The organism is Paenibacillus sp. FSL E2-0178, from assembly GCF_038593005.1.
Taxonomy (GTDB): Bacteria; Bacillota; Bacilli; order Paenibacillales; family Paenibacillaceae; genus Paenibacillus_AQ; species Paenibacillus_AQ phytohabitans.
This window is the reverse complement of the sequence record NZ_CP151953.1, coordinates 2,959,117-2,983,945: the sequence shown is the minus strand read 5'-3', so window position 1 is coordinate 2,983,945 and position 24,829 is coordinate 2,959,117. Positions and strand designations below refer to the sequence as shown.

Below are 24,829 nucleotides of genomic sequence, written 5' to 3'. Positions count from 1 at the left end.
TGGAATATGCTGTTATAACGGGGAGATGAGAGACTTGCAGCTGTTAAAAGGCCAAAAAGTAGATATCACCAAGGGAAAGGGCGTCCGTGATCTAACTATCCGGTTGCGCTGGAATACGGAGCATGCCGGAATCAGTGTGGATGCAGCAGCCTTTTTGTTGTCGGGGCAGAACCGGTGTGAACGGGACGAGGATTTTATATTTTACGGTAATCCGGTATCAAGGGATGGAACGGTAAGTCATACGGCAGAGGGGGAGAACGAGGAGAGCCTCTTGATTTCATTATCCGGAATTCCGGAGCAATATGCCCGGATTGCGGTGACGTTGACGATCTACGAGGGGGAGCAGCAGAATCTGCGGATGAAGGAGCTGTCCGGATTGCAGCTGTTACTGATTGACCGCAAGAACGGTGAGGAATTATACTGCTTCGATTATGGAACGGATCTGTCCGACGAGACAGCAGTGGTGGCCGGGGAGCTGTACCGTCATCAGGGAGAGTGGAAATTCAGCGCGGTCGGCAGCGGTTTTAACGGAGGATTGGCTGCGCTCTGCAAGAGCTATGGACTGGAGGTTGAACCGGAGGCAGGCAACGAAGCAGCAGCGACAGCCGAATTGGTGGAGAAGACGGAGAAAGTGGAGGAAGTAGAGAAAGTAGGGAATGTAGAGAATGTAGAAAAGTCGGAGACCATCCTTCCGCAGACTGCACCGGCCGCCGATGTCAACGTCCTGTCATCCATAGACTTGCGCAAGAAAATTGTCGGGTTCACCCTGGTCAAAAAACAGCTGACCGATGTAAAAGCCAGAGTGGGAATTGTGCTGGACATCACCGGCTCCATGAGAAACCTCTATTCCAGCGGTGTCGTGCAGGAAGTAGTGGAACGTATTCTGGCCGTAGCCTGTCAATTGGATGACAACGGTTCGCTGGATGTGTGGGTGTATGATACGGAATTCAGCAGGCTGCCGCCGGTAACGGAACGGGATCTCGGGAGCTATGTCTTCAATCATATTATGAACAACGATTCAATCCATAAGTTCGGACGCAACAATGAGCCGCCGGTGATGGAGGATGTGATTCAGAAATACACCCGCGAGGAGAAGGATACAACTCCGGTTTTCATTATCTTTATTAATGACGGGGGCGTAGTGAAGCCAACCAAAAAAGTAATTATGGCGTCTTCCTCGCTGCCGATCTTCTGGCAGTTTGTCGGGATCGGTGATTCTGATTTCGAGGTACTGAAGCAGCTCGACACGATGGGCGGAAGGCTGGTGGATAACGCAAACTTCATCCATCTGGACCGCATAGAAGAAGTGAACGACGAGCAGCTCTATGATCAGCTGTTGAATGAATTCCCGCAGTGGCTGAAGGCGGCGAAGGCGAAGCGGATTCTCTAGCAGCGAACACCAGTATGGCGTACGCCTGTATGGTGTTTACACAGTAAACTGTTTAGCTATAAGCCGTATTCACCTGTATGGCGCTCACACTGGATGGCGTTTATTCTAGCCGTATTCACCACTATAGCGCTCACACTGGGTAGCGTTTATTCATAGCTATTCACCCGTATGGCGCTCACGCTGGATAGCGTTTATTCATAGCTGTATTCCCCCGTATGGCGCTCACAGTGGATAGCGTTCATTCATAGCTATTTACCCGTATGGTGCTCACGCTGGATAGCGTTTATTTTAGCCGTATTTACCACTATAGTGCTTACCAATATGATCTTCACAATGTATAGGCAATATTGTTGTACTTTTTACAACTTTATCTCGCAGATAGGTGGGCGTTTGGGAAGATTGTTGTATGAAATACAACAATCTTCCCGCTAAGCGCCTTAGAGGAGGAGGAATGCTGTATTTTATACAACAATTTTGGATTAGGGCCGAGATTATGAGGAAAATGTTGTATTTTGTGCAGGATTTTTTTAATACCCCAGATTTCAATCATAATTAGCGGACTTGCATCATAATTAGCGGATTTGCATCATAATTTGATCCCCACCATAATCCCCGGACTCCACTACTATCAGCGGTTAAATATTAGCAGCTAAAATAAACCAACCCCCGGACTGAGCGGAGCTATAGGCTCCTGCTCAAAATAAAAGTCTGCCAATCAGCTCTGCCGCCTGTCAGCTCTGCCGCCCGTCAACTCTGCCGCCAATCAGCTCTGCCGCCAATCAGCGCCGCACCCATCAGCCCCGCCGCCTGTCAGCTCTGCCGCCCGTCAGCTCTGCCGCCCGTCAGCTAGGCCGCCCATCAGCCACGTCGCTAATCAGCTCTGCCACCAATCAGCTCTGCCGCCAATCAACTCTGCCGCCAATCAGCTCTGCCGCCTGTCAGCTCTGCCGCCTGTCAGCTCTGCCGCCTATCAGCACCGCGCCTGTCAGCGCCGCCCATCAGCCCCGTCGCCCATCAGCTCAGCCGCCCATCAGCGCCGCTGTCTATCAACTCGGCCGCGTTTCAGTACCGCGCCCATCAGCCCCGCCGCCAATCAGCGCACCTGCCACTCCTGCGGGTTTTATCCTGCAAGCGGGTTTCTTTCAGCAGCCACCAGCATTCTTTATCCTTATATTCCCGCTGGAAGGGTTACCGTCCCCTAAAGGACGGCGGGACGTTTCCGCTCAGGCTGTGGAGGTGGAGGTTTGCCTGCGTCTGCAGGCCGGCGGAGACGGGAAGCTCCAGGCGGTATCCTTTGACCAGCGTGTCCCCGTTCTTAATATCCGTTTCATAAGCCCGCTGGAAGCCGAGCTTCTCGTACAGCCTGATTGCGGATGCCATCATGTCCGAAGTGTGGAGATTCAGGCTGGCTGCTCCAAGCAGCGCAGATTGTCTGGCGGCCTCACGGATCAGCAATCTGGCAACCCCGCGTCCACGGACAGCCGGAGAAACAGCGAGCAGACGGATGATTGGCGTGTGGATATCCAGCTCCGGCCTGCCGTAAGCGGCCTCTGAAGAGGTGAACAGCAGCACACTGCCTATGATCTGCCCATCCAGCTCCGCTACAATCCGCGAGACCGGAGCATTGCCGTGGACGGAATCGAGAATGGAGTCGCGGTACTGCGCCCAAAAAGGTTCGGGCAGCACGGCTGAATATTCGCTGTAAGCCTCAAGCAGAACTCCTGCGATAGCCTCGCGGTCAGCCTCTGCGGCTTCACGGATTACAATTTGTGCTGAATGATTCATCGGGTACCTCCTGTTCAGAAATGGGATGTGACGCTTATTATAATTCATAATTCCGATGAATATAAGAGGAATTTAACAAAACCGATTAACAGATAGAAAAGTTCTATCTGGTTTTGTGATCTTTGTAATGGTTTTTGCTGTATATTACACGATAAGTCAGTTGACAAAAAAAGGGCCGGTGACTAAGATATAAACAAAATCTATACACCTGTACGGTATTAATTCCTTGTTAATCAATTGGAATAGTTAATTTAAATAAAGTTGTGGAGGAGGACTACGCTTGAACATCGAGAATATTGAAGCCTTTGTCTACATCAACCACTACGGAAGCTTCAACAAAGCGGCAGATGTACTCTACATCTCCCAACCGACCGTGACGGCCCGCATCCAGTCGCTTGAACGGGAGCTGGACTGCAGAGTGTTCGACCGGCTGGGCAAGCAGATTAACCTTACGGATAAAGGCCGCCAGTTCCTTCCTTACGCGCAGCAGATTCTGCAGGTCTACCAGAACGGTAAACATCAGATCCAGTCGAAGGGCCAGATTCCGGATGAATTGAGAATCGGCAGTACGGTATCGGTCTCCAATTATCTGATGCCGCAGCTCCTGCAGCATCTGAAGCGGAAATATCCGCATATCCGCTTCAAACTGACAACCTCATCCACAGATTCATTAATTGAGAAGCTGAAGGCCAAGGAGATTGATCTCGCTTTTATACGCAAAGTGGTTAATCCGGCCATTCAGTCGTTCCCTTTCTGTGAAGATCCGATATCGCTATACGTATACAAGAACCATCCGCTGGCCCGCCAGGGCCGTGCCTCTATCCAGGAGATCAGGGAGGAGACTCTTGTATTCTTCGAGTGCGGCTCGCTGGACTGGATGCGCCTGCACCGGGTATTCGAGAGCATGGAGCAGCCGCCGGACATAGTGTATCAGGTGGATAATCTGGAGACAGCCAAGAAGCTCGTGCTGAGGCAAGCGGGGATTTGCTTCCTTCCGGCCCTCAGTGTGCAGGAGGAAGTAGAGGCGGGAACGCTGATTAGGGTGGATGTCGCTGAGACGGAAGGGATTTCCCTGCGGACCAGCCTGATCTCGCTGAACGGGGAGAATGCGGAATTCATTGAGTCGCTGCTGGAACTGGCGGTGGGCCGCAGTAAGCCGGATCGACTTCTTGTATAACAGTATTAAAAAACTCTATTAGCGCATGGCTACATGCAGTGATAAAGTTAATTGCATATAATCACCACTAAACAGATAGGGATTATCTAAATTGAGAAACGGGGGCATGAAATGAGCGAGGTATACCGGCAGGCCGGAGAGAAGGACGCCCAACAGCTGCTGGATGTGACCTATCGTGCCTATCAGCTGATCCGCGAGCTTGGACTGCACTGGCCGGCGGCAAACGCCGATTTGGCTCTAATTCAGGATAACATCGCCACCAATGAGTGTTATGTGCTGGAGATCGACGGCAACGTGGAGGCGACGATCACCCTCTCGAAGAGCGGAGAGGTCAAGGCGGTAACCGATCTGCCTTTTGTGAAATGGTTCGCAGTGAATCCCGAGCGCAGCGGCAAAGGTTACGGCGGGAAGCTGCTCGACTGGGTGGAGGAGCATATTATTCACGGCAAGCTGGGGGCTTCCGCTGTAACCCTGGCTACGGCACAGAAGCATCCCTGGCTGGTTGCCATGTATGAACGCCGGGGGTATGAACGGATTCTGGAGCTGGATGCGCAGAATGGCGACGGCATTATGTATTTGATGAGAAAGACACTTACGGCTCAACCATACTACAACCTAAAGGGGATAGAGAGATGAAAAAGACCATTTCGCTCACAACTGCATTGGCATTAACGCTGGTGATCGCCGGCTGCGGCAACAATAACAGTGCGAACAGCAGTAGCAGCGGGAATGTGGCGAAAGCAGCACCGCAGACCAGTGCGGAGGCAACGACTGCAGCCGCAGAACCGGCAGAGGTGACCAAGATCGTGGTGGGCACAGGCACCGCTTTTCCGAATGTCTGCTTCATTGACGAGAACGGCAAGCTGACCGGGTTCGATGTAGAGCTGCTCAAGGAAATTGACAGCCGTCTGCCGGAGTATGAGTTCGAATTCCAGACGATGGACTTCAGCAATCTGCTGCTGAGCCTGGAGACCAAGAAGATTGATCTGGTAGCCCATGTTATGGAGAAGAACCCGGAGCGGGAGCAGAAGTATTCTTTTAACAAAGAAGCTTATGCCCACTGGAGAAACCGCATTATTGTAGCCAAAGGCAATGATTCGATCCAGACGCTGGACGATCTGCAAGGTAAAAAGGTGCTGACAGGCGCAACCAGCGCACAAGCGCAAATTCTCGAGAATTACAACAAGGAGCACGGCGCGGATTCGATCAAAATTGTCTATCAGAACGGTGCAGCCAACGATACAGTGAGCCAGATTGACTCGGGCCGTGTGGATGCCACGCTCGCTGCGGATTTCGTACTGCCGATTATTGATCCGCAGAGCAAGCTGCAGGCGGTAGGTGCTGAGCTGTCCTCTGCTGACATTCTGTATGTGTTCCGCAAGGATGATGCCCCGTCGCAGAAGCTGTCGGATGCCATTGACGGAGTGGTTGCAGAGCTGAAGGCAGACGGCACGCTGGGCAAAATAAGTACGCAGTGGCTGGGGGCTGACGTCACCACATCCGCGGTTCAATGATGAGGCTGCCGTTATAGCGGAGAAGGAGGGGCAGGATGGGAGCACCGTTTGATCTTAGTTTTGTATTCTCTTTTCTGCCTAAGCTGCTGACTACGCTGAGCACAACACTGCTGATCGTAGCCTGCTCGCTGCTGGCAGGTGTGATTGTCGGATTTATTATCGCCCTTCCCCGCCTCTACAAGGTGCCGGTCCTGAAGACCTTAGCCGAGGTGTACATCTCATTCTTCCGGGGAACGCCGATTCTGATCCAATTGTTCCTGTTCTATTACGGTCTGCCCGAGGTGCTGAAGCTGGTCAATCTCGATATGACGCGGACGCCGGTGCTGGTGTTCGTAATTCTGACCTACGGCCTGCATACGGGGGCTTTCATGTCGGAGATGATCCGCGCCTCGGTAACGGCTGTCGATAAAGGCCAGGTGGAAGCGGCTTATGCTACGGGGATGACCTCTTATCAGGCTTTTACCCGGATCGTATTGCCCCAGGCACTGGGGATTGCCATTCCGGTGTTCTCGAACCTGGTCATTGCGCTGTTGAAGGATACTTCGCTTGCGTTCACGCTGGGCGTGATGGAGATGACGGGTAAGGCGCAGACTTTGGGCAGCGTGACCCAGCATTTTATTGAAACCTATATTGCACTTGCACTCATCTATCTCGTGATCAGCTTTACGATCGAGAAGCTGCTGCTGGTGGCGGAACGCCGGTTACTCCGGCATGAAGACCAGGGCAGTCCGGTGAAGCGGAAATTCAGTCTGCAGAAAAAAGCGTCCTACCGCCATATCATTGCGGACATGGGACCGGGTAAAGGAGGCGGCGCGTAATGAAGCTGGACCCATCGTTTATCTGGACGGCGTTCCTGCAGATTCTGGGAGCCATTCCTACAACGCTGTATATCACGGTGGTCTCGGTACTGGCCGGTTTCGCGATTGGAATTGTGGTGGCACTGGTCCGGATTTATAAAGTACCTGTGCTGTATCCGCTGGCGGTGGGGTATGTCACCTTCATCCGCGGCACCCCGATGCTGACGCATCTGCTGCTGATCTATTTCGGGCTGCCGATGATTATCGACGGGCTTGGCGCATATTTCGGCTGGAGCTTCCGCTCGGTGTCGATTCCGATGATCGGCTTCGCCTACATTTCTTTCTCCATTACAGCGGGAGCCTATATGTCCGAGGTCGTCCGTTCCGGCCTGCTGGCGGTGGACCGCGGTCAGATCGAAGCCGCCCATTCCATAGGGATGAGCACTCCCCAGGCGCTCCGGCGGATCGTATTCCCCCAGGCGCTGGCGGCGAGCCTGCCCAATCTGTCGAATTCCGTGATCGGAATGCTGCACGGGTCTACGCTTGCTTTTACCGTATCGGTCGTGGATATCAATGCCCAGGCGCAAATCGTAGCTTCGACAAACTGGAAATTCTTCGAGGCGTATCTGGCGGCGGCGCTGATCTTCTGGGGGCTGACCTTCCTCATTGAGCGGGCCACCGCCTTGATCGAAAAACGGATAAATCTGTATAACCGGGGTGGAGTCGCATGATTAAGCTGGAACGTATATCGAAGTCTTTCGGGCGCCATCAGGTGCTGAACAATATTGATCTGAAGGTGTCCAAAGGGGAAGTTGTCGTCATTCTCGGCCCCAGCGGCTCCGGCAAAACAACCCTGCTGCGCTGTGTGAATTATCTGGAGAAGCCAAGCGGCGGCGAAATCTCGATCGGTGAGTTCAAGCTGGACTGCCGGCATGCCCGCAAAAAGGATATTCACCAGCTGCGGCAAAAAACGGCCATGGTCTTCCAGCAGTACAATCTGTTCCGCCACAAAACGGCGCTGGAGAATGTGATGGAAGGGCTGCTGATCGTCAAGAAGCTTCCGAAGGAGGAAGCACGGAAGAGAAGCATCGCACTGCTGGAAAAGGTCGGCTTAGGAAGCAAGCTGGATGCCTATCCAAGCCAGCTGTCCGGCGGGCAGCAGCAGCGGGTCGGCATAGCCCGGGCGCTGGCGCTGGAGCCGGAAGTGATTCTGTTCGACGAGCCGACCTCGGCGCTGGACCCGGAGCTGGTAGGCGAAGTGCTTGCGGTGATCCGCAAGATTGCCAAGGAAGGGATAACGATGATTGTGGTGACGCATGAGATGGGTTTTGCCCGCGATGTGGCGAACCATGTGGTGTTCATGGACGGCGGCGTGATTGTCGAAGAAGGCACACCCACCGAGGTGTTCAACAATCCGCGTGAAGAAAGAACCAAGCAGTTCCTGAAGCGGATTACGCCGGAGCTGAACTATTCCATCTAGGAGGCATAACTATGGCGATTACAATCAGCGTTTTGGATCAAAGCCCGATTTATCCGGGAGAGACGCCGGAGGAAGCCTTCCAGCATACAGTCCAGCTGGCGCAGCTGTCGGAGCGTCTCGGCTTCCGCCGGTTCTGGGTATCCGAGCATCATGATTCCGAGCAGGTGGCCGGATCTTCACCGGAGGTGCTGATCTCGCATCTGCTGGCCAAGACGGAGAGCATCCGCATAGGCTCCGGAGGGATTATGTTGCAGCATTATAGCCCGTACAAGGTGGCGGAGAACTTCAACGTGCTGGCTGCGCTGGCCCCGGGCCGTGTAGACCTGGGCGTCGGGCGCGCTCCCGGCGGGCTGCCGCGCAGTACGCAGGCGCTGCAGCAGGGGGGCGGCGAGGCTCCTTCATTGACCGATAAAATCATTGAGCTGGAGAAATATGTACATAACCGGCTGGAGGAGGATCATCCGCTCACCGGGCTGAAGGCTGGCCCGCTGCCGGGAACTCCGCCGCAGCTGTATGTACTGGGTGCAAGTGTCGCCAGCGCCGAAATCGCTGCGGAATTGGGGCTGCCGTATGTATTCTCTTTGTTCATCGGCGGCGATCAGGCCGTTGCCCTGGAAGCGGTGCGTGCTTACCGCAGCGGCTTCAATACCAGCAGCGGGAAGGAGCCGCAAGTGATCATCGCGCTGGCTGTAATCGTGGCCGATACGGAAGAGGAGGCCAAAGAGCTGGGCGGAGCGCATAAGCTGATCCGCATTCACCTCGCCAGCGGGAAGAAGCTGACGGTGGCTACCCGCGAACAGGCGGAGGAGTTCACCCGCCAGAGCACGGAGCCCTACACACTGGAAGAGCGGGAGCCTGAGGTTACCAAAGGAACGAAGGAATCGGTCCGCGGACAGCTGCAGGCGTTGGCTGATGCCTCCGGCGTAGAAGAGTTCATCGTCACGACCAACGTGCAGCCCTTCGATAAGCGGCTGCGTTCCTTCGAGCTGCTGGCTGAAGCGCTCGCCGGGGTTCCGGCGGAGGCCTCATCATGACAAGCACAGCTGCAGAATCCGCTGCACAGGCAATAAATACATTACCGTTCAATGAGCGGCTGGCCCAGATCCGCCGTCATCTGCACCGGCATCCTGAACTCTCCAATGAAGAATATGAAACTAGCGAATATATCACCTCTCTGCTGAAGCAGGCGGGCGTGAAGGTTGTGGATTACGGGCTGAAGACCGGAGTGATCGCCGAAATCGGCGGCTTGCAGGGCGGTCCGGTGATTGCCCTCCGGGCCGACATTGATGCATTGCCGATTCAGGAAGAAACCAGGCTGCCGTATGCCTCGCTGGTTCCGGGCAGAATGCATGCCTGCGGGCATGACTTCCATACGGCGGCGCTGCTGGGGGCGGTATATCAGCTGAAGGAGCAGGAGAGTACCCTGAAAGGAACCGTGCGCTTATTGTTCCAGCCTGCCGAGGAGAAAGCCAAAGGCGCGCAGCAGATCATCGCGGCCGGAGGGCTGGAGAATGTCCGCGCAGTGATCGGCATGCACAATAAGCCGGATCTGCCGGTAGGAACCTTCGGCATTAAGGAAGGTCCGCTGATGGCAGCTGCTGACGGCTTCATCGCGGAGGTCCGCGGGTTCGGAACCCATGCGGCAGTGCCGGAAGCCGGTATAGACCCCATCGTGGCGGCCTCACATATCGTCACGGCGCTGCAGTCCATCGTCAGCCGGAATGTGAGCAGCCTGAACAGTGCTGTCATCAGCGTTACGCAGATCCACAGCGGGAACTCGTGGAATATCATCCCGGAGACGGCGGTGCTGGAAGGGACGATCCGCTCTTTCGATGAAGCGGTGCGCGGCAGGGTGCTGAAACGGTTCGAAGAGGTGGTAGCAGGCGTTGCAGCCGCACTGGGGGCGGAAGCCAGCGTGCGCTGGATCGGCGGACCGCCGCCGGTTATCAATGATGCGCTGCTGGCCCGGCTGGGAGAAGAAACGGCCGCAGATTTGGGCTATACTTCCGTGAAGCCGGTGCCCTCACCGGCCGGGGAGGATTTTGCCTTCTACCAGCAGGCGGTTCCCGGTTTATTTGTCTTTACCGGCACGGCCGGAAGCCGGGAATGGCATCACCCGGCGTTCGATCTGGACGAAGCGGCTCTGCCTGTAGGTGCCGGATTCTTCAGCAGTCTGGCGGTACGGGTGCTGGAGCATTTCGCGGCTGAAGGGGGTGCGGATCATAGCTGAGCATCCCGTATATGATGTGATCATTGTCGGCGCAGGCTCGATGGGCATGAGCGCGGGTTATCATCTGGCCCGGCGCGGCGTGAAGACGCTGCTGATCGATGCCTTTGATCCGCCGCATACCGAAGGCAGCCATCACGGGGAGACCCGGCTGATCCGGCATGCCTATAGCGGAGACCCGGCCTATATTGACCTGGCGCTTCGTGCCCAGGTGCTATGGGAAGAGGCAGAAGCGGAGAGCGGGACGGAGCTGCTCGTCCCTTCTGGCGTGCTCAATCTGGCGGACAGCGGCGTATATTCCTTCGCCGGCCGCCTGGAGGAAGCGCAGAAGCGGAAGGTGCGGGCCGAGCAGCTGGATGCGGACGAAATCCGCCACCGCTGGCCGGCGCTGAACGTTCCAGAATCCTTCGAGGCGATGTATGAGCCGGATGCGGGTTACCTCTACAGCGAGCGGTGCATAACAGCTTACCGGCAGCTTGCGCTGGCTCACGGTGCAGAGCTGCTGACGAATACACACGTGCTGAATGTGACCGCCCGCGAAGGGAGCGTTACGGTTCATACGAAGAACGGTGAGTACCATGGAGCGGCTGCTGTTCTCAGCGCTGGCGCCTGGTTTAAGTCATTATCACCCTTTGTCAGCCTGCCGATTAAAGCGGTCCGTAAGGTAGTAGGCTGGTTTGGGAGTACGCCGGACTTCGAGGCCGGGAAGTTCCCCGGCTTCACGCTGGGCGCTGAAGAAGGCGGGTTCTACGGCTTCCCCAGCATCGGCGGGTCGGGACTGAAGATTGGCCGTCATGACACTGGCGAGGAATGGAAGCCTGGCGAACCGCTGGCATCGTTCGGCAGTCTGGAGAGCGATGAAGGCGACCTACGCCGCGTGCTGGAGGTTTATATGCCCGGCGCAGCCGGGAAGCTGCTTAAAGGCTCCGTCTGTAAATATGAGCATACGCCGGATGAGGATTTCATTATTGACCGCCACCCGGATTACAGCAATGTGCTGCTGGCTGGAGGCTTCTCGGGGCATGGCTTCAAGTTCTCCAGTGTAGTCGGAGAGATCCTCGCAGATTTGGCTGTGCAGGGAAATACGAGGCAGAATATTGCACCGTTTGCGCTGTCACGCTTCAATAACGGGCCTGACCAGCCACAACCGAAACCTATATTGGAGGAGATCGAATGAGCAGTGTGGAGCTAACAGAGTACTTGAATACGCACGGGCAATTGGTGCAGGCACTGGAAGGCTTATCTGATGAGCAGCTGAAGTGGAAGGCGGAGCCGGCCAGCTGGAGCGTAACCGAGGTGCTGTCACATCTGGCTGATCACAGCATCGTGGTCTCCTTCCGTATCCGTGATATTCTGGCGGATACGAAGGTGCAGCTCCCGGCGTTCAATCAGGATGCCTGGGTCAACGGACAGCACAGTAATCAGGGGAACGCCACAGACAGTCTGGAGCTGTTCCGCAGCCTGCTGCATTACAATAGTCTTCTGCTCGGAAGGCTGAGTGCCGATGATTGGGAGAAAAGCGGGATTAACTTTAAGGGGGAAACGGTGAGGATTGCCGATATCGTCCGCAGCTTCACCGCTCATGTGCAGACCCATCTGGCCCAGATCGAGCGGATTAAGCGGGGAGCGCAGGCCGTAGTCTCTGCACAGCAAGCCGCTCTGTAATGAATACACAACCTTGAGGAGGAATGAACATGACTAAACCGAGACAATTGAAGCTGGGAGCACTGCTGCACGGCGTTGGAGGAAGCACCTCCATGTGGCGACATCCCGATGCGAAGCCTGATGCCAGTGTGAACTTTGAGTTATACAAGGAATGGGTGCGCAAAGCAGAGGAAGGCAAGCTGGATCTGATCTTCATTGCAGATGGTCTGTTCATCAATGAGAAGTCTATCCCTCATTTCCTCAACCGCTTCGAGCCGCTGACGATTCTTAGTGCGCTGGCGGCGGTCAGCAGCCGTATTGGTCTGGTAGGTACCTTGTCCACCTCCTACAGTGAACCGTTTACTGTGGCCCGGCAATTCGGCTCGCTGGATGTCATCAGCGGCGGACGGGCCGGCTGGAATGTGGTGACCTCACCGCTTGAAGGCTCGGCTCTTAACTACAGTAAGAAGGAGCATCCCGATCATGGCAAGCGGTACCGCATTGCCGCCGAATATCTGGAGGTGGCGCGCGGGCTGTGGGATTCCTGGGAGGACGATGCGTTTGTCCGCAATAAGGAGACAGGCGTCTTCTTCGATCCGGAGAAAGTGCATACGCTGGATCACCAGGGTGAATTCTTCTCAGTGAAGGGACCGCTGAATATCGCCCGCTCGAAGCAGGGGCAGCCGGTTATTTTCCAGGCAGGGTCCTCAGAGGTCGGCAAGGATTATGCCTCGGGCGTAGCGGATGCCGTCTTCACGGGTCATGACACGCTGGAGTCTGCCCAGGAATTCTATAAGGATGTGAAAACCCGCGTAGCTTCGTTTGGGCGCAATCCCGAAGAAGTGCTGATCTTCCCTGGAATAGCACCGATTCTGGGAGCTACCCCTGAGGAGGCGGAACGCAAATACCAGGAGGTTGCCGGTCTGGTGACGATCGAGAATGCGCTGAACTATCTGGGCAGATTCTTCGAGCATCATGATTTCTCGCAGTATCCGCTGGATGAGCCATTCCCGGATGTCGGTGATCTGGGCCGGAACAGCTTCCAGAGCGGCACGGACAAAATCAAAAAGGATGCCAGGGAACAGGGCTTAACTCTGCGGCAGGTGGCCTTGCAGTCTGCTACGCCGCGCAGTAGCTTCATCGGTACGCCGGAGCAGGTGGCCGATCAGATTCAGACCTGGTTCGAGGCCGGAGCAGCCGACGGCTTCATGCTGGCAGCCGCCGTGCCGAACGGACTGGAGGAATTTGTGGATCTGGTCGTTCCGATTCTGCAGGAGCGCGGACTGTTCCGCACCGAATACGAAAGCGATACACTGCGGGGCAATCTCGGACTGCCAGTGCCGGAGAACCGTTACTCTAAGGCTTCTGAACCGGCAGGGCAGGTGTGACGCATACGCAGTCCGGTGCAGACCGTCTGAAACCGGATCTTGAAGCCATGATGAAGTATGCCGGCGGGCTGGAGGCGGAGCTGATCGCGATCCGCCGTGATCTGCACAGCCACCCGGAGCTGCTCTACGATGTGGCCCGCACTTCCGGCAAGGTTGCCGAACTCCTCGAATCATGGGGCATTGAGGTGCGGCGGAATGTGGGCCGGCATTTCGGGATGGGAGTCACCGGGACGCTGCGGGGAACGGCAGGGAGCGGGCCGGTAATTCTGCTGCGGGCGGATATGGACGCGCTGCCGATTAGTGAGCTGAATGAGCTGGACTATAAGTCCAGGAATCCCGGTGTAATGCATGCCTGCGGGCATGACGCCCATACGGCGATGCTGCTCGGGGCCGCGCAGACCCTGGCGGCATTCCGCCATCAGCTAAGCGGCACGGTGGTCTTTGTCTTTCAGCCGGCGGAGGAAGGCGCAAGCCGGAGTCCGCTGGACGGGCGCCTGCTCTCCGGCGGCAGGGATATGATCGAAGACGGCATTCTGGAAGGTGTGGACCAGTGTTATGCGCTGCATGTGATGCCAGAGCTTGCCGTTGGTATGCTGGGCATTCATCCCCGGTATGCCATGGCGGCCTCCAGCCATTTCACCGTGAAATTCCAGGGCACCGCCGGACATCACAGTGCGCCGCATGAAGCGGTCGATGCTATACAGATGGCGGCACGGTTTGTTACCGAGGTGAACGGGCTGATGGCGAGTGGGGTCAATCCGTCGGAAGCGGCGGTGCTGGCCTTCGGCATACTGCGTGCTGGAACAGCAATCAATGTCATTGCTGAGCACAGTGAGCTGACCGGCACCTTCAGGGCCTTCACGAAATCAACCGTCAGCCGGATTACGGAAGGACTGAAGCGCCACGCTGCAGCGATAGCCTCGGCTTATGGCGGCAGCAGCAGCCTGGAGCTGCGCGAAGGCATTGCCGTGGTGAACGACGGCTTGGCCGTTCAGCGGATGCTCGGCGCAGCGCGCAAGGTGCTGGGAGATGAGCAGGCGTATCTGCTGGAGCAGCCGAGCCTGGCCGGGGAAGATTTCGGCTGGTATCTCGATCAGGTGCCCGGGGCGTTTGCTTTTATCGGCTGCGGCAATGCGGAACGGGGGATAACCCATGCGCTACACCAGCCCCGGTTCAACATTGATGAGGCTGTGCTGGTACAGGGCGCCAGAGTATTGGTGAGGCTTGCTGCTGAGAGAGATTAAATCAGGGATATACAGGAAAAAGGCTGCTCCTTCCGCCAATACGGCGTTAGGAACAACCTTTTTTTCGAATGAACGGGTTACATGTCCTTGTTCAGGTAATTGCCCGAACAGATTCTCTTTCCACAATGGAGTGGGTACAGATTTGACTCTTCGCGGGCTCCCCTGTTTCAATCATGCCGATCAGCTTCTCGGAAGCGATCATTCCAATGTCATATAGCGGCTGGCGCACGGTAGTCAATGGCGGATTGACCATCCGGGCTAACCGGAGATCGTCGTAGCCCATGATGGAGATATCTTCAGGCACATTCATTCCATGCTTCGTAACGGTGGAAAGGGCACCAATCGCCATTTCGTCACTGGCCGCGAAGACAGCAGTAACCTCCGGTGTTCTCCGTAATATGGCTTCCATGGCTCTACAGCCGCTTTCGTATGAAAAGTCTCCATATACGAGGTAACGGCTATCAAATGTGATACCTTGTGCTTCCAGCGCTTTGCGGTATCCTTCGACCCGTGGAGTTCCAGCGATGGGATCGCCCTTGGTTCCGCTGATCATGCCGATTCTGCGGTGGCCTTTGGTGATCAGATAATGGACAGCGTCATAGGCTGCCTGATAATCATCGACCTTCACATAAGGTACGTTGGCATAATCCGTTTGGGAAGAGACCAGCACCACCGGAACTTTCATGCTCTCCAGCATGTCATAATACTCTTTCTTGAGCACTTCACTGGAAAAAATAATCCCGTCAACCTGCTTCTCGCGCAGCAGCTGCAAATACTTCAGCGTACGTTTGCCGTCCTGATCGGTGTTACAGACCATCACACTGTAATTGCGGTCATGGACGAATTCGTCGATTCCGTGGAGCAGATCGGAGGAGAAGGCGCTCGACACATCAGGAAATAACACGCCGATGGTTTGGGTACGCTTGTTAATCAGTCCGCGGGCGATAGCGTTCGGCTGATATTTAAGCTCTTTGATGGTCTGATCTACCTTTTGCTTCGTTTTATCTGAATATCCGCCTAAGTTATGCAGAACCCTTGAGACGGTGGCAATGGATACGTTCGCCTTTTGGGCAACATCTTTAATTGTGGGATTCATAGACTCTCCTACCTGTCGTTTAGCAGTAAACGCTTACTGAAAATATAAGTTCTTGCCTTTTCTTTGTCAACCGGAATTAAACATTATGTAAAATAAGCATTGACAAGGAAAAATAAACGAGATAACTTTTATAGTAAGCGTTTACGTAATGGGGATTTAAGATTGTAGGTACAAAAATACATAACTTACATTCAAGTGAACGTATAAATTCACACCATAGATTTTTTTGGAGGAGGCGGGTAAGATCTTATAAAGGTATGTTTTTTGCATATTTGAGTAAACGTTTACGTTAAAAAGGAAACTATTCTTGTGAAAAAAATTCATTGGATAAGGGTCACTGAGGTGACTCTTTCTTATATTAAGTTATAGAAAGGAGCATTATGAAAAACAGGAAAAACTCACTGGGTGTAAAACTGATTCAGCTGTCTGCTGCAATAACGATTCCGCTCCTTGCCGTTCTTTTTGCCGGGGGATATTATGCCAAGGGAGTTGTGCTCGACCAGGTATCCAGATCCTATCAGAATCTGGTCAACTCCAATCTTAAGATGATGGAGAGCAGTCTGGAGGACATAACAATTAATCTGGTCGATATTGTCGATCATGATGTGAATTTTCTTCAATTGAATCAGCCGGGGCTGACAGAATCCGAATATTATTTTGCCCGTATGGGGATTATGCAGAGAAATCAGGCCTACCAGGCCTATTACCATAGCGTGGACATGTTTTATCTGTACTCCGGCGTTAATGATACCTTGACACTATCCAATGTATTAGGGACAACAGAGGATGATATGGACCGGATCAGGGAGTGGATTACGACACAGGTTAAGGATGAAGATCATCTGGAGACCCTTCAGTACAAATGGACGATCGTTAAAATTGCCGGAGAGTACTATTTAAACCGGACCGTCAGCAATAATCTGGGCAATACCGCCTGCATTGGCGCTCTGATCCGAATCGACTCTATGCGTTCACCGCTGGGCAATCTGAACCTGCAATCGGGCGGTGATGTGCTTATTGTGGATAATGCAGGGAATATCTTAACCCGTCCTTCGGCATCCATGGGCTACGACTTCAAGCTGCCGGGTGAGAAGATGAATCTGAATTCTTCCTTTTCTTTTATACATGATGGCCTGAAGTGGTTTGTGGTGTCCAGCCAGTCCTCCGCCCTGGGAATCAATCTGTCTGTGGTCATCCCCGCTTCCGAGCTGCTCCAGGGACTCAATACCTTCCAGACGATTATTAATGTCCTGCCCTTTATTATTTTGCTCATTTTACTGGTTTACTTATATTATTTCCGCCGTATGGTCATCCGCCCGATTCTGGATCTGCTGAGCGGCATCCACCGGATTCGCAACGGCGCCATGGAAACCAAGCTTCCCGATTCTAACCTGGTGGAGTTCCAGGCGCTGAATCAGGCCTTTAATAATATGGTTGTGGAAATTCAAGATCTGAGAATTGATATCTACGAGGAACGGATTAATGCGCAAAAGGCAGAAATGAAGCATTTGCAAATGCAAATTAATCCGCACTTCTTCTTGAACACGCTCAATATTATTTTTCAGCTTGCCGATCTGAAGCGTTTCGAATTGGTCAAAAAGACAGTACGGCATCTCGTGCAGTATTTCCGCTTTATGCTTCAGGTCAAGGATAACCGCATTACTTTGGGACAAGAGCTTGAACATCTCGGCAATTACCTTGAAATTCAAAAGATGCGCTACCAGCAGTCGTTTGAGTTTCAGATCACCATAGCCGAAGAGCTTAGCCGTGCCTCCATACCCTCCTTGATGGTACAGCCCTTTGTAGAAAATGCCATGCTTCACGGTATAAGTCTGAAATCCGGGATCTTTCATCTGGAGATTTCGGCTGGTCTCTCAGAAGAAGCAGCCGGTACCATGATCATTGAAATCGCGGATAACGGAAAAGGCAGCAGTGCAGAGAAGCTGCGGGAGCTGAATTCGCCGGATTACAACCCGGCCACAGATGAAGGGCATATCGGGATCTGGAATGTGAAGCAAAGGCTGGCGATGATCTATCAGGGGAGAGCTGAAATTCACTTCAGCGACAATAAGCCATCCGGATTTCGTGTGCGGCTTAGCCTGCCTATTGAATATACAGAAGGAGAACGATGAGCAATGCGATTATTGATTGTAGATGATGAACAATTCGCTGTGGAGGGGCTGCTCTACTGCTGCGACTGGAAGGCGTATGGGATTGAAGAGGTCTTGACGGCGAACAGGGCCGACAAGGCCAGGGAGCTGCTGAATGATCACAGAATAGAATTGCTGATTTGCGATATTGAAATGCCAGACGAAGACGGACTTTCACTGGTTGGCTGGGTGAAGGAGCACTCTCCCTGGACGGAATCGATTTTTCTGACCTGCCATTCCGAATTCTCCTATGCCAAGAAAGCTGTTAACCTCGGGAGCTTTGATTACTTGCTGAAGCCTGTTGACACGGATGAGCTGTTGTCTGCCGTATCGGGAATGATGGCTGCTATCCGCGAGAAGGAAGAATATGAGTCCTATAACCAGATGTATCATAAGTATCTGAATCTGTGGCAACAAGAAAAGCCGAAGCGTGTGGAACGTTTCTGGCAGGATTTGTTGTCCCGCAGCATCCTGTCGTTCGGGGATTTCTTTGATAGGGAGCTGGCGGGTGCGGGGGTAGGGTTGAATCCTGAGGATCAGGTACTTCCGATTCTGATCAGTATTGAGGAGTGGTCCAAGCCGCTCAGCCCGCGTGATCAGGAAATCATGGAATATGCGGTGAAGAAAGCGGCGGAGGAATGTTTCACAGAAGAGTATCCGGGGGAGGCCGTCACCGATAAAAGCGGGGTTTTGTTCATTCTGCTGTATGCCGGAGCTGTGGAGGGAGAGCATGCAGCTAAGAAGCTTAGCATTCAGCAGCTCACGGCCATAGGTAAACGTTTTATCAAAGCTTGCCAGGAGTTGTTCTACAGCATCGTTACCTGCTATGTCGGCTCGTTCAAACACCTGCAGGAGCTGCCGGGAATGTGCGAGAGTCTAAAGATCATGGAGCGTGACAATATCTCCCGGACCCAATCTGTGCTTTTATACTTACCGCAGGACCAGATATTATTATCACCTGATACTAATTCGGAGGATATCCTGCTGGATGATCTGATCTCTTATATGCTGAACGGCAAACGTGAGTCCGCTGTGCAGTTCATTCATAATCTGGCAGCGAAGCTGGAAGCCAATCCTTGCTTTCAGGGAAGACATCTGGACGCCTTGCATCAGGATACCCTGCAGATTATATACCACTTCCTGCAGGTAAGAGGAATCAATGCGGGAAGCATAGTCCTGTTTACAGACTGGACAACCGCTAGGATACGGGGACTGCTTCAATACAGGCATTGGGCGGAAGGGATCGTATCGGCGGTCATGGAAGCGGAATTCGAGCGGCAGGAGAAGGGCGGTGTGATTGAGCGTTCCATCCGCTACATCCAGCAGCATGTGGAGGAAGAGATCTCCAGGGCCAGTGTCGCTGATTATGTGGGCCTGAATCCGGCTTACCTCTCCAGGCTGTTCAAGAAAGAGACCGGCCAGATCCTTATCGATTTCCTGATTTCAGTGAAGCTGGACCGCACCCGCGAGCTTTTGGACACCACGGATATGCCGGTCAGCGCAATCGCGCAGCAGGTAGGCTACAGCAATTTCTCTCATTTTACCAAAATGTTCCGCAAGCAGTTTGGCGTCAATCCCCAGGAATACCGCAAGGTCACAAAACGAATAGACTAAGGTTATAAAAACGGCAGAGCAGCTGCAGGCAACTCCTTATAATGAAGCCATAATCCAATAAGAAGGTGTGGAACTATGGCTTCGGAAAGCAACTCAAAATGGAAAAGCATATGGAAGTACAGGTCCTTGGTCGTGCTGGCTCTGCCTGGTGTGCTGCTGATGCTGATCAATAACTACCTGCCCATGTTCGGTATTTTCCTGGCCTTCAAGGACCTGAATTATACGGCAGGAATATGGGGCAGCAAATGGATCGGACTGGACAACTTTAAGTTTCTGTTTGCTTCGAACGACGCTTGGCTGATCATCAGGAATACCTTGCTGTACAACCTTAGCTTCCTGATCATCAATACGATACTCGCTGTGATGCTGGCACTTCTCCTTAACGAGGTCAAAAATAAGTTCGCCTCCAAATTCTTTCAGAGCACAGTGATCCTGCCCAATTTCATTTCCATGGTCATTGTCGGCTATATCGTCTATGGATTTCTGAATCCGGAACTGGGATTCATCAATAAATTCATTCTGGAGCCCTTCGGGATAGATCCTAGAAACTGGTATGCGGAAGCAGAGCATTGGCCTTATATCCTGACCCTTGTCAACACCTGGAAGGGTGTGGGTTACTCGGCCGTCGTCTATCTGGCAGCCATTGTCGGAATAGATTCTGAATATTATGAAGCAGCCGTCATTGACGGGGCAAGCCGCTGGAAGCAAATGACGAAAATTACGATTCCGCTGATTGCACCGATCATTATCATCATGACACTGCTGGCGATCGGCCGGATTTTCAACGCTGACTTCGGTCTGTTCTATCAGGCAACCATGGCCTCCGGCATGATCAAAGAGACAACGGATGTTATCGATACCTATGTATACAGGGCGTTAATGGTTACCGGTGATACGGGACTCGCCTCCTCGGCAGGGCTGCTGCAATCGGTGGTTGGCTTTACACTTGTCATTACTGTCAACCTGGCCGTCCGTAAATTCAGCAAAGAAAATGCTTTGTTCTAAAAGGAGAAGACCATGGAGAAAAAACGAACCAATCCCTTTATCCTTATCGTCCTGTCATTGTTCAGTCTTGCCTGCCTGATCCCGTTCTGGCTTGTATTTATGATATCGGTTGCTGATGAAGACTGGGTGACTGCGAATGGATACAGCTTCTGGCCCGGCAAATTCAGTCTTGTCGCATATCAGTATTTGTTTGAAGATGCCGGAAAAATATTGCGGGCTTACGGTGTGTCTGCCTCGGTAACGCTCATTGGAGTCGTCGTCAGTCTGTTTGTGACTTCGGCCATGGCCTATGCATTGTCGCGGAAAGAGTTTCCGCTTAGAGGTGCCCTGAGCTTCTACATCCTGATCACGATGCTGTTCTCGGGCGGCTTGCTGCCCTGGTATCTTGTCTACACCCGGTTCCTGCATGTTCAGGATACGCTGATGGCTCTTATCATTCCGGGTCTGATCGGCGGCTTCAATGTTATCATCATGCGGACCTTCTTCACGAACAGCATACCGCCTTCCCTGATTGATTCCTCTCAGATCGACGGGGCAGGTGAATTCCGGACATACTTTAGCATTATTCTGCCGCTGTCCTTGCCTGTAATGGCTACAATCGGGTTATTCACCACCGTATCCTACTGGAACGACTGGTTTACAAGCCTGGTCTTCATCCAGAATGAGAAGCTGTTCTCGCTGCAATATCTTTTGACCAAAACCTTAATGAACGCTTCGTTCCTGCAGACAATTGCCAATAAGGCTTACAGCTCAACCGCACAGGTCACAACGCCGCTTGAATCCATCCGGATGGCGATGGCGATGATTGCAATCGGACCGCTGGTGCTGGTATTCCCTTTCCTGCAGAAGTATTTCGTCAAAGGACTTACCGTAGGCGCTGTGAAAGGCTGATGCCGGTAAATGGCCGGATTAGTATAAGCAAGTTCAGAATGATGAGGCAATAATACAGAAGGATTCCAGGGAGGTCTACTATTTATGAAGTGGTTGAAAAAGAGTTCTGTTGTATTGACATCGCTTGTGTTGACTTCAGTTGTAGTAACCGGCTGCGGCGGGAATAATGGTGCGAATTCACCGGCGGGCACAGTCCAGCCGGGAAGCGAGGCCAGCTCCGGATTGAAGCCTTACGAAGTGGTAATGGTATTCCCCGATGCGCCGCAAAATGATAATCAGCGGGTACAGGATGCGATGAATGATTATCTGAAGAAGACTTATCCGGAAATGAACATGACGGTCAAGCTGAATCCTATCGACTGGGGTGCCTGGAGTGATAAAACGAACCTGATGATGGCCTCCGGCGACAAAATGGACCTGCTGTTTACGGCGGATTGGCTCGGGTTCCAGCAACAGGTGACCAAAGGGGGCTTGCTGCCGCTGGATGAGTTGCTCGCTACATACGGCCCGGACATCGAAGCTGTAGAGAAGGACTATCACGGGCCGGCTAAACGCGGCGGCAAGCTATACGGTATTCATACCCACCAGGAGCTGGGCGGTGCACAAGGGGTATATTTGAACAAAGCGCTTGTGGACAAGTACAACTTTGATCTGACTGCACTGAAGTCTGGTAAAGTCGAGGATCTGGAGCCTATGCTTCAAACCATCAAGGAGAACGAACCGGGGATTACGCCTTTAGTGGCACCGAGCTTTCCTCTCGAAGCTTACTATTCATCCACGAACCTGGATTCTATTGTGAGTATTGCAGCGATTAACACCGTGGGAACAGCGGCAGATGATTATACAGTCATCAATTCCTACACGACTCCGCGGTATCTGGAGCTTGCCAAGCTTACCAACAAATGGTACAAGGCAGGATACATTAACAAGGATGCACTGACACCTGGTCTGGACGCCTGGAAGAAGATTCAAGCGGGGAAAGGCTTCGCCTTTGTCTCGGATATGGATATTATCGCGGATATGGAGATCGGCAAAGCAGCCGTATCACCGAATGGTTCGATTAAAGCGGGCCGTGAGATGCTGCAAATTCCGCTCAATATTGACCGTTTGCAGACAGGGAAAATGACAGCAACCATGTATTCGATTGCAAAAAGCTCTGAAGATCCGGAACGTGCCATGATGCTGCTTAACCTTTTCTATAAGGACAAGGAATTGCTGACCCTCTTCAACTTCGGGATTGAGGGAACCCATTATGTGCTCAAAGACGGACAAATTGCGCTGCCGGAAGGCAAAACTACAGATAATGTCGGCTACTATCACGATATTATGTGGCAGCTCGGCAATCAAATGCTCAACTATACCCGTGTAGGCGAGGATCCGGATAAATACCAGAACTACGAGAAGTTCAACGAACAGGTTTCTTCTAATCCTTCGCGGATCTTTGGATTTGTCTTCGATCCGGAGCCGGTAAAAAATGAATTGATCTCGATCGACAACGCCAACAAAACCTTTGTTGACGGTCTGAAATCCGGCCAGCTCGATCCGGAAGAGTCTCTTCCTAAAATGCTGGAAAAACAAAAAGCGGCGGGAGCAGACAAAGTACTCGCGGAAGTGCAAAAGCAGCTGGATACCTGGCTGGCTGAAAACGGCAAGAAATAAGCGGAATGACTAAGCTCAATCTACAAGTATTGGAGAATTCATATGGACAATAGAGTATTGACACATATAGATATATATCCAGATCAAGCCCAGTACAAAACCGGTCAATCCGGCAGCATTATCATTGAAGTGGAGACCCGGGAGAAAGCGGCTCTGCAGCTGGTTGTCGGCTTCTACAAGCTGGAGCAGCAGGTTGCTGAAGAAAGACTTAGCATCAGTACGGAACCAGGCTTGAGACAAAAAGTGCCTGTTCCCTTGTTCACTGAAGCTACAGAGTGGGCGGGTTATGGGGTCAAGGCTGCAATTATCTGCAATGAAGCTGTAGTCTCAACCGCCTATACCTCATACGATATTGCCGATCATTGGGGCCGGGCGCCGCGGTATGGATTTCTAAGCGATTTCCGGAGTGAAGAATCCGGAGACACCCGTGACGTCGACAGCATGAACAAATACCACTTGAATGTCATACAGTTCTATGACTGGATGTACCGGCATGATGATCTGGTTCCAAAAGAGGATGAATTTATTGATCCGATGGGCCGGACGATGTCCTATAAGGTGGTTCGTGAAAAGGTCGCAGCCGTACACGATAAAGGGATGGCTGCCATGGCCTATGGAGCGGTATATGCAAGTCTTAAGGACTTCTTGCAGGCACGTCCGGAATGGGGACTGTATAACCGCCAGGGAGAACCGTTTCAATTAATAGATCTGTTCTATATTATGGATATTACACCGGATTCGCCTTGGACCGATCATATTGTTGAACAGTTCCGTCAGGCCGTACAGGCCGGATTCGACGGAATTCATATGGATCAATACGGTTTTCCGAAGAAAGCTGTGCGCCGTATCGCAGGAAAAGAAGAACAGGTCGATTTGGCGGAATGTTATCCGGCACTGATCAACCGGACCCATGCGGCTGTGAAGGAAATCAAGGCAGAGGCCGGGGTTATTTTCAATAATGTGGGTAATTATCCTATCAACAAGACGGCCTCGTCGGATCAGGAGGCGCTTTATATTGAAGTATGGCCGCCTGTAGTCCGGTTGCGTGAGCTTAAAGGACTGATCGATCATGCGCGTTCACTGGACCCGCACAAGCCGGTGATCCTCTCCGCTTATCTGCCCTCCTTCTACCCGGAAGCCGGGCATGATAAGGAGTGGGCTGAGAACGGCGCGCTGCTAACGATGGCCTCCATATTCGCCAGCGGGGGATATCACCTCTTGCTGGGTGAGGATCATGGAATGCTGACTATGCCCTACTATCCCGATTATGCAGTGATGCAGCCTGAATTTGCCATTGAGGTCAGACGTTACTATGATTTCATCGTGCGTTTTGGAGTGCTGATACATGATGCGCAATTAGAAGATGTGTCTTATACCTATACCGCCGGGGTTAACACCGAGATTACCTTCGAAGGCAATGTGCCTTTTGCACCGAACGGAGATATTGATTCTGTCTGGACGATCATTAAGCGGAAGCCGGGTTATCAGATCCTGCAGCTGATTAATCTTGCCGGGCTTGAAGATGATTATTGGGAGTATGGCAAGAAACAGCGGCCTGAAGCTCAAAATGGTGTAGAGTGCACACTATTAATCGAACAGCCGATAGAATGCATTTACACGGCCAGCCCGGATGATCAGGCCCAGGAAGTGATTGTCCTGGATTACGAGGTGGTTCCGCACGGGCAAGGAGTTGCGGCCAGATTCACTTTGCCGTCCCTGCGCATCTGGTCCATGGTTGTAGTTAAATTTAGCTTACAGGAGTGAATGG

Annotated in this window: 21 protein-coding genes; 19 read left to right on the top strand and 2 right to left on the bottom strand. The window is 52.8% G+C overall.

Annotated features, from left to right (window positions below; translation table 11 throughout):
* The first annotated feature begins 25 nt into the window (after nucleotides 1-25).
* Nucleotides 26-1,390 (top strand): VWA domain-containing protein, encoded by a 1,365-nt coding sequence (locus MHI42_RS12960; RefSeq protein WP_342424066.1) that lies wholly within the window; start codon nucleotides 26-28, stop codon nucleotides 1,388-1,390.
* Nucleotides 1,391-2,578: 1,188 nt separating this feature from the next.
* On the opposite strand, the gene MHI42_RS12955 is transcribed toward MHI42_RS12960, so the two are convergent.
* The gene (locus tag MHI42_RS12955) at nucleotides 2,579-3,175 is read right to left on the bottom strand and encodes a GNAT family N-acetyltransferase (protein WP_342424065.1); all 597 of its coding nucleotides are present in this window, start codon (nucleotides 3,173-3,175) and stop codon (nucleotides 2,579-2,581) included.
* A gap of 280 nt (nucleotides 3,176-3,455) precedes the next feature.
* On the opposite strand from MHI42_RS12955, the gene MHI42_RS12950 reads away from it, so the two are divergent.
* The 12 genes from MHI42_RS12950 (at nucleotide 3,456) to MHI42_RS12895 (ending at nucleotide 14,646) form a co-directional block, all read left to right on the top strand.
* Entirely contained in the window at nucleotides 3,456-4,352 is an 897-nt protein-coding gene (locus tag MHI42_RS12950; RefSeq protein ID WP_342424064.1) for a LysR family transcriptional regulator, read from the top strand.
* A 111-nt stretch (nucleotides 4,353-4,463) separates the two neighbouring features.
* A complete protein-coding gene (locus MHI42_RS12945) occupies nucleotides 4,464-4,988 on the top strand; it encodes a GNAT family N-acetyltransferase (RefSeq protein ID WP_342424063.1) in 525 nt (174 codons plus the stop codon).
* The gene (locus MHI42_RS12940; protein ID WP_342424062.1) at nucleotides 4,985-5,866 is read left to right on the top strand and encodes a transporter substrate-binding domain-containing protein; all 882 of its coding nucleotides are present in this window, start codon (nucleotides 4,985-4,987) and stop codon (nucleotides 5,864-5,866) included. Before MHI42_RS12945 ends, MHI42_RS12940 begins: the two co-directional genes overlap by 4 nt.
* A 35-nt stretch (nucleotides 5,867-5,901) precedes the next feature.
* Complete coding sequence (locus tag MHI42_RS12935) at nucleotides 5,902-6,684, top strand: amino acid ABC transporter permease (RefSeq protein WP_039301115.1); 783 nt, start codon at nucleotides 5,902-5,904, stop codon at nucleotides 6,682-6,684.
* Nucleotides 6,684-7,394 (top strand): amino acid ABC transporter permease, encoded by a 711-nt coding sequence (locus MHI42_RS12930; protein WP_171716848.1) that lies wholly within the window; start codon nucleotides 6,684-6,686, stop codon nucleotides 7,392-7,394. The genes MHI42_RS12935 and MHI42_RS12930 overlap by 1 nt, the downstream gene beginning before the upstream one ends.
* Nucleotides 7,391-8,143, top strand: coding sequence for an amino acid ABC transporter ATP-binding protein (locus MHI42_RS12925; RefSeq protein ID WP_342424061.1), 753 nt, complete (start codon nucleotides 7,391-7,393; stop codon nucleotides 8,141-8,143). The genes MHI42_RS12930 and MHI42_RS12925 overlap by 4 nt, the downstream gene beginning before the upstream one ends.
* A gap of 11 nt (nucleotides 8,144-8,154) precedes the next feature.
* Nucleotides 8,155-9,177: an LLM class flavin-dependent oxidoreductase gene (locus tag MHI42_RS12920; RefSeq protein ID WP_342424060.1), complete on the top strand. Its 1,023-nt coding sequence runs from the start codon at nucleotides 8,155-8,157 to the stop codon at nucleotides 9,175-9,177.
* Nucleotides 9,174-10,373 carry an amidohydrolase gene (locus tag MHI42_RS12915; RefSeq protein ID WP_342424059.1) on the top strand — a complete coding sequence of 400 codons (1,200 nt, stop codon included), beginning with the start codon at nucleotides 9,174-9,176 and terminating at the stop codon, nucleotides 10,371-10,373. The genes MHI42_RS12920 and MHI42_RS12915 overlap by 4 nt, the downstream gene beginning before the upstream one ends.
* Nucleotides 10,366-11,547 (top strand): N-methyl-L-tryptophan oxidase, encoded by a 1,182-nt coding sequence (gene solA / locus MHI42_RS12910; RefSeq protein WP_342424735.1) that lies wholly within the window; start codon nucleotides 10,366-10,368, stop codon nucleotides 11,545-11,547. The genes MHI42_RS12915 and solA overlap by 8 nt, the downstream gene beginning before the upstream one ends.
* On the top strand, nucleotides 11,544-12,035 hold the full coding sequence (locus MHI42_RS12905) for a DinB family protein (RefSeq protein WP_342424058.1): 492 nt from the start codon (nucleotides 11,544-11,546) through the stop codon (nucleotides 12,033-12,035). The genes solA and MHI42_RS12905 overlap by 4 nt, the downstream gene beginning before the upstream one ends.
* Before the next feature lie 29 nt (nucleotides 12,036-12,064).
* Nucleotides 12,065-13,402: an LLM class flavin-dependent oxidoreductase gene (locus tag MHI42_RS12900; RefSeq protein ID WP_342424057.1), complete on the top strand. Its 1,338-nt coding sequence runs from the start codon at nucleotides 12,065-12,067 to the stop codon at nucleotides 13,400-13,402.
* Nucleotides 13,399-14,646, top strand: a complete 1,248-nt coding sequence (locus MHI42_RS12895) for an amidohydrolase (RefSeq protein ID WP_342424056.1) — start codon at nucleotides 13,399-13,401, stop codon at nucleotides 14,644-14,646. Before MHI42_RS12900 ends, MHI42_RS12895 begins: the two co-directional genes overlap by 4 nt.
* Nucleotides 14,647-14,737: 91 nt before the next feature.
* Here the strand turns inward: MHI42_RS12895 and MHI42_RS12890 are convergent, their stop codons facing one another.
* Nucleotides 14,738-15,742: a substrate-binding domain-containing protein gene (locus tag MHI42_RS12890; RefSeq protein ID WP_342424055.1), complete on the bottom strand. Its 1,005-nt coding sequence runs from the start codon at nucleotides 15,740-15,742 to the stop codon at nucleotides 14,738-14,740.
* 380 nt (nucleotides 15,743-16,122) lie between these two features.
* On the opposite strand from MHI42_RS12890, the gene MHI42_RS12885 reads away from it, so the two are divergent.
* The 6 genes from MHI42_RS12885 (at nucleotide 16,123) to MHI42_RS12860 (ending at nucleotide 24,825) form a co-directional block, all read left to right on the top strand.
* Complete coding sequence (locus tag MHI42_RS12885) at nucleotides 16,123-17,874, top strand: histidine kinase (protein WP_342424054.1); 1,752 nt, start codon at nucleotides 16,123-16,125, stop codon at nucleotides 17,872-17,874.
* Between the two features lie 3 nt (nucleotides 17,875-17,877).
* Nucleotides 17,878-19,506, top strand: a complete 1,629-nt coding sequence (locus MHI42_RS12880) for a helix-turn-helix domain-containing protein (protein WP_342424053.1) — start codon at nucleotides 17,878-17,880, stop codon at nucleotides 19,504-19,506.
* Between the two features lie 75 nt (nucleotides 19,507-19,581).
* Nucleotides 19,582-20,511: an ABC transporter permease subunit gene (locus MHI42_RS12875; RefSeq protein ID WP_342424052.1), complete on the top strand. Its 930-nt coding sequence runs from the start codon at nucleotides 19,582-19,584 to the stop codon at nucleotides 20,509-20,511.
* Nucleotides 20,512-20,523: 12 nt separating this feature from the next.
* Complete coding sequence (locus MHI42_RS12870) at nucleotides 20,524-21,402, top strand: carbohydrate ABC transporter permease (RefSeq protein WP_342424051.1); 879 nt, start codon at nucleotides 20,524-20,526, stop codon at nucleotides 21,400-21,402.
* Nucleotides 21,403-21,486: 84 nt separating this feature from the next.
* Nucleotides 21,487-23,061: an ABC transporter substrate-binding protein gene (locus tag MHI42_RS12865; RefSeq protein WP_342424050.1), complete on the top strand. Its 1,575-nt coding sequence runs from the start codon at nucleotides 21,487-21,489 to the stop codon at nucleotides 23,059-23,061.
* A 42-nt stretch (nucleotides 23,062-23,103) separates the two neighbouring features.
* Nucleotides 23,104-24,825 (top strand): glycoside hydrolase family 66 protein, encoded by a 1,722-nt coding sequence (locus tag MHI42_RS12860; protein WP_342424049.1) that lies wholly within the window; start codon nucleotides 23,104-23,106, stop codon nucleotides 24,823-24,825.
* Nucleotides 24,826-24,829: the final 4 nt, after the last annotated feature.

Coding starts and splice junctions, on each gene's coding strand:
- MHI42_RS12925 (WP_342424061.1), top strand. CDS start 7,391: ATGATTAAGCTGGAACGTATATCGAAGTCTTTCGGGCGCCATCAGGTG.
- MHI42_RS12905 (WP_342424058.1), top strand. CDS start 11,544: ATGAGCAGTGTGGAGCTAACAGAGTACTTGAATACGCACGGGCAATTG.
- MHI42_RS12900 (WP_342424057.1), top strand. CDS start 12,065: ATGACTAAACCGAGACAATTGAAGCTGGGAGCACTGCTGCACGGCGTT.
- MHI42_RS12920 (WP_342424060.1), top strand. CDS start 8,155: ATGGCGATTACAATCAGCGTTTTGGATCAAAGCCCGATTTATCCGGGA.
- MHI42_RS12885 (WP_342424054.1), top strand. CDS start 16,123: ATGAAAAACAGGAAAAACTCACTGGGTGTAAAACTGATTCAGCTGTCT.
- MHI42_RS12945 (WP_342424063.1), top strand. CDS start 4,464: ATGAGCGAGGTATACCGGCAGGCCGGAGAGAAGGACGCCCAACAGCTG.
- MHI42_RS12930 (WP_171716848.1), top strand. CDS start 6,684: ATGAAGCTGGACCCATCGTTTATCTGGACGGCGTTCCTGCAGATTCTG.
- MHI42_RS12915 (WP_342424059.1), top strand. CDS start 9,174: ATGACAAGCACAGCTGCAGAATCCGCTGCACAGGCAATAAATACATTA.
- MHI42_RS12940 (WP_342424062.1), top strand. CDS start 4,985: ATGAAAAAGACCATTTCGCTCACAACTGCATTGGCATTAACGCTGGTG.
- MHI42_RS12860 (WP_342424049.1), top strand. CDS start 23,104: ATGGACAATAGAGTATTGACACATATAGATATATATCCAGATCAAGCC.
- MHI42_RS12955 (WP_342424065.1), bottom strand. CDS start 3,175: ATGAATCATTCAGCACAAATTGTAATCCGTGAAGCCGCAGAGGCTGAC.
- MHI42_RS12865 (WP_342424050.1), top strand. CDS start 21,487: ATGAAGTGGTTGAAAAAGAGTTCTGTTGTATTGACATCGCTTGTGTTG.
- MHI42_RS12890 (WP_342424055.1), bottom strand. CDS start 15,742: ATGAATCCCACAATTAAAGATGTTGCCCAAAAGGCGAACGTATCCATT.
- MHI42_RS12960 (WP_342424066.1), top strand. CDS start 26: ATGAGAGACTTGCAGCTGTTAAAAGGCCAAAAAGTAGATATCACCAAG.
- MHI42_RS12870 (WP_342424051.1), top strand. CDS start 20,524: ATGGAGAAAAAACGAACCAATCCCTTTATCCTTATCGTCCTGTCATTG.
- MHI42_RS12875 (WP_342424052.1), top strand. CDS start 19,582: ATGGCTTCGGAAAGCAACTCAAAATGGAAAAGCATATGGAAGTACAGG.
- MHI42_RS12935 (WP_039301115.1), top strand. CDS start 5,902: ATGGGAGCACCGTTTGATCTTAGTTTTGTATTCTCTTTTCTGCCTAAG.
- MHI42_RS12880 (WP_342424053.1), top strand. CDS start 17,878: ATGCGATTATTGATTGTAGATGATGAACAATTCGCTGTGGAGGGGCTG.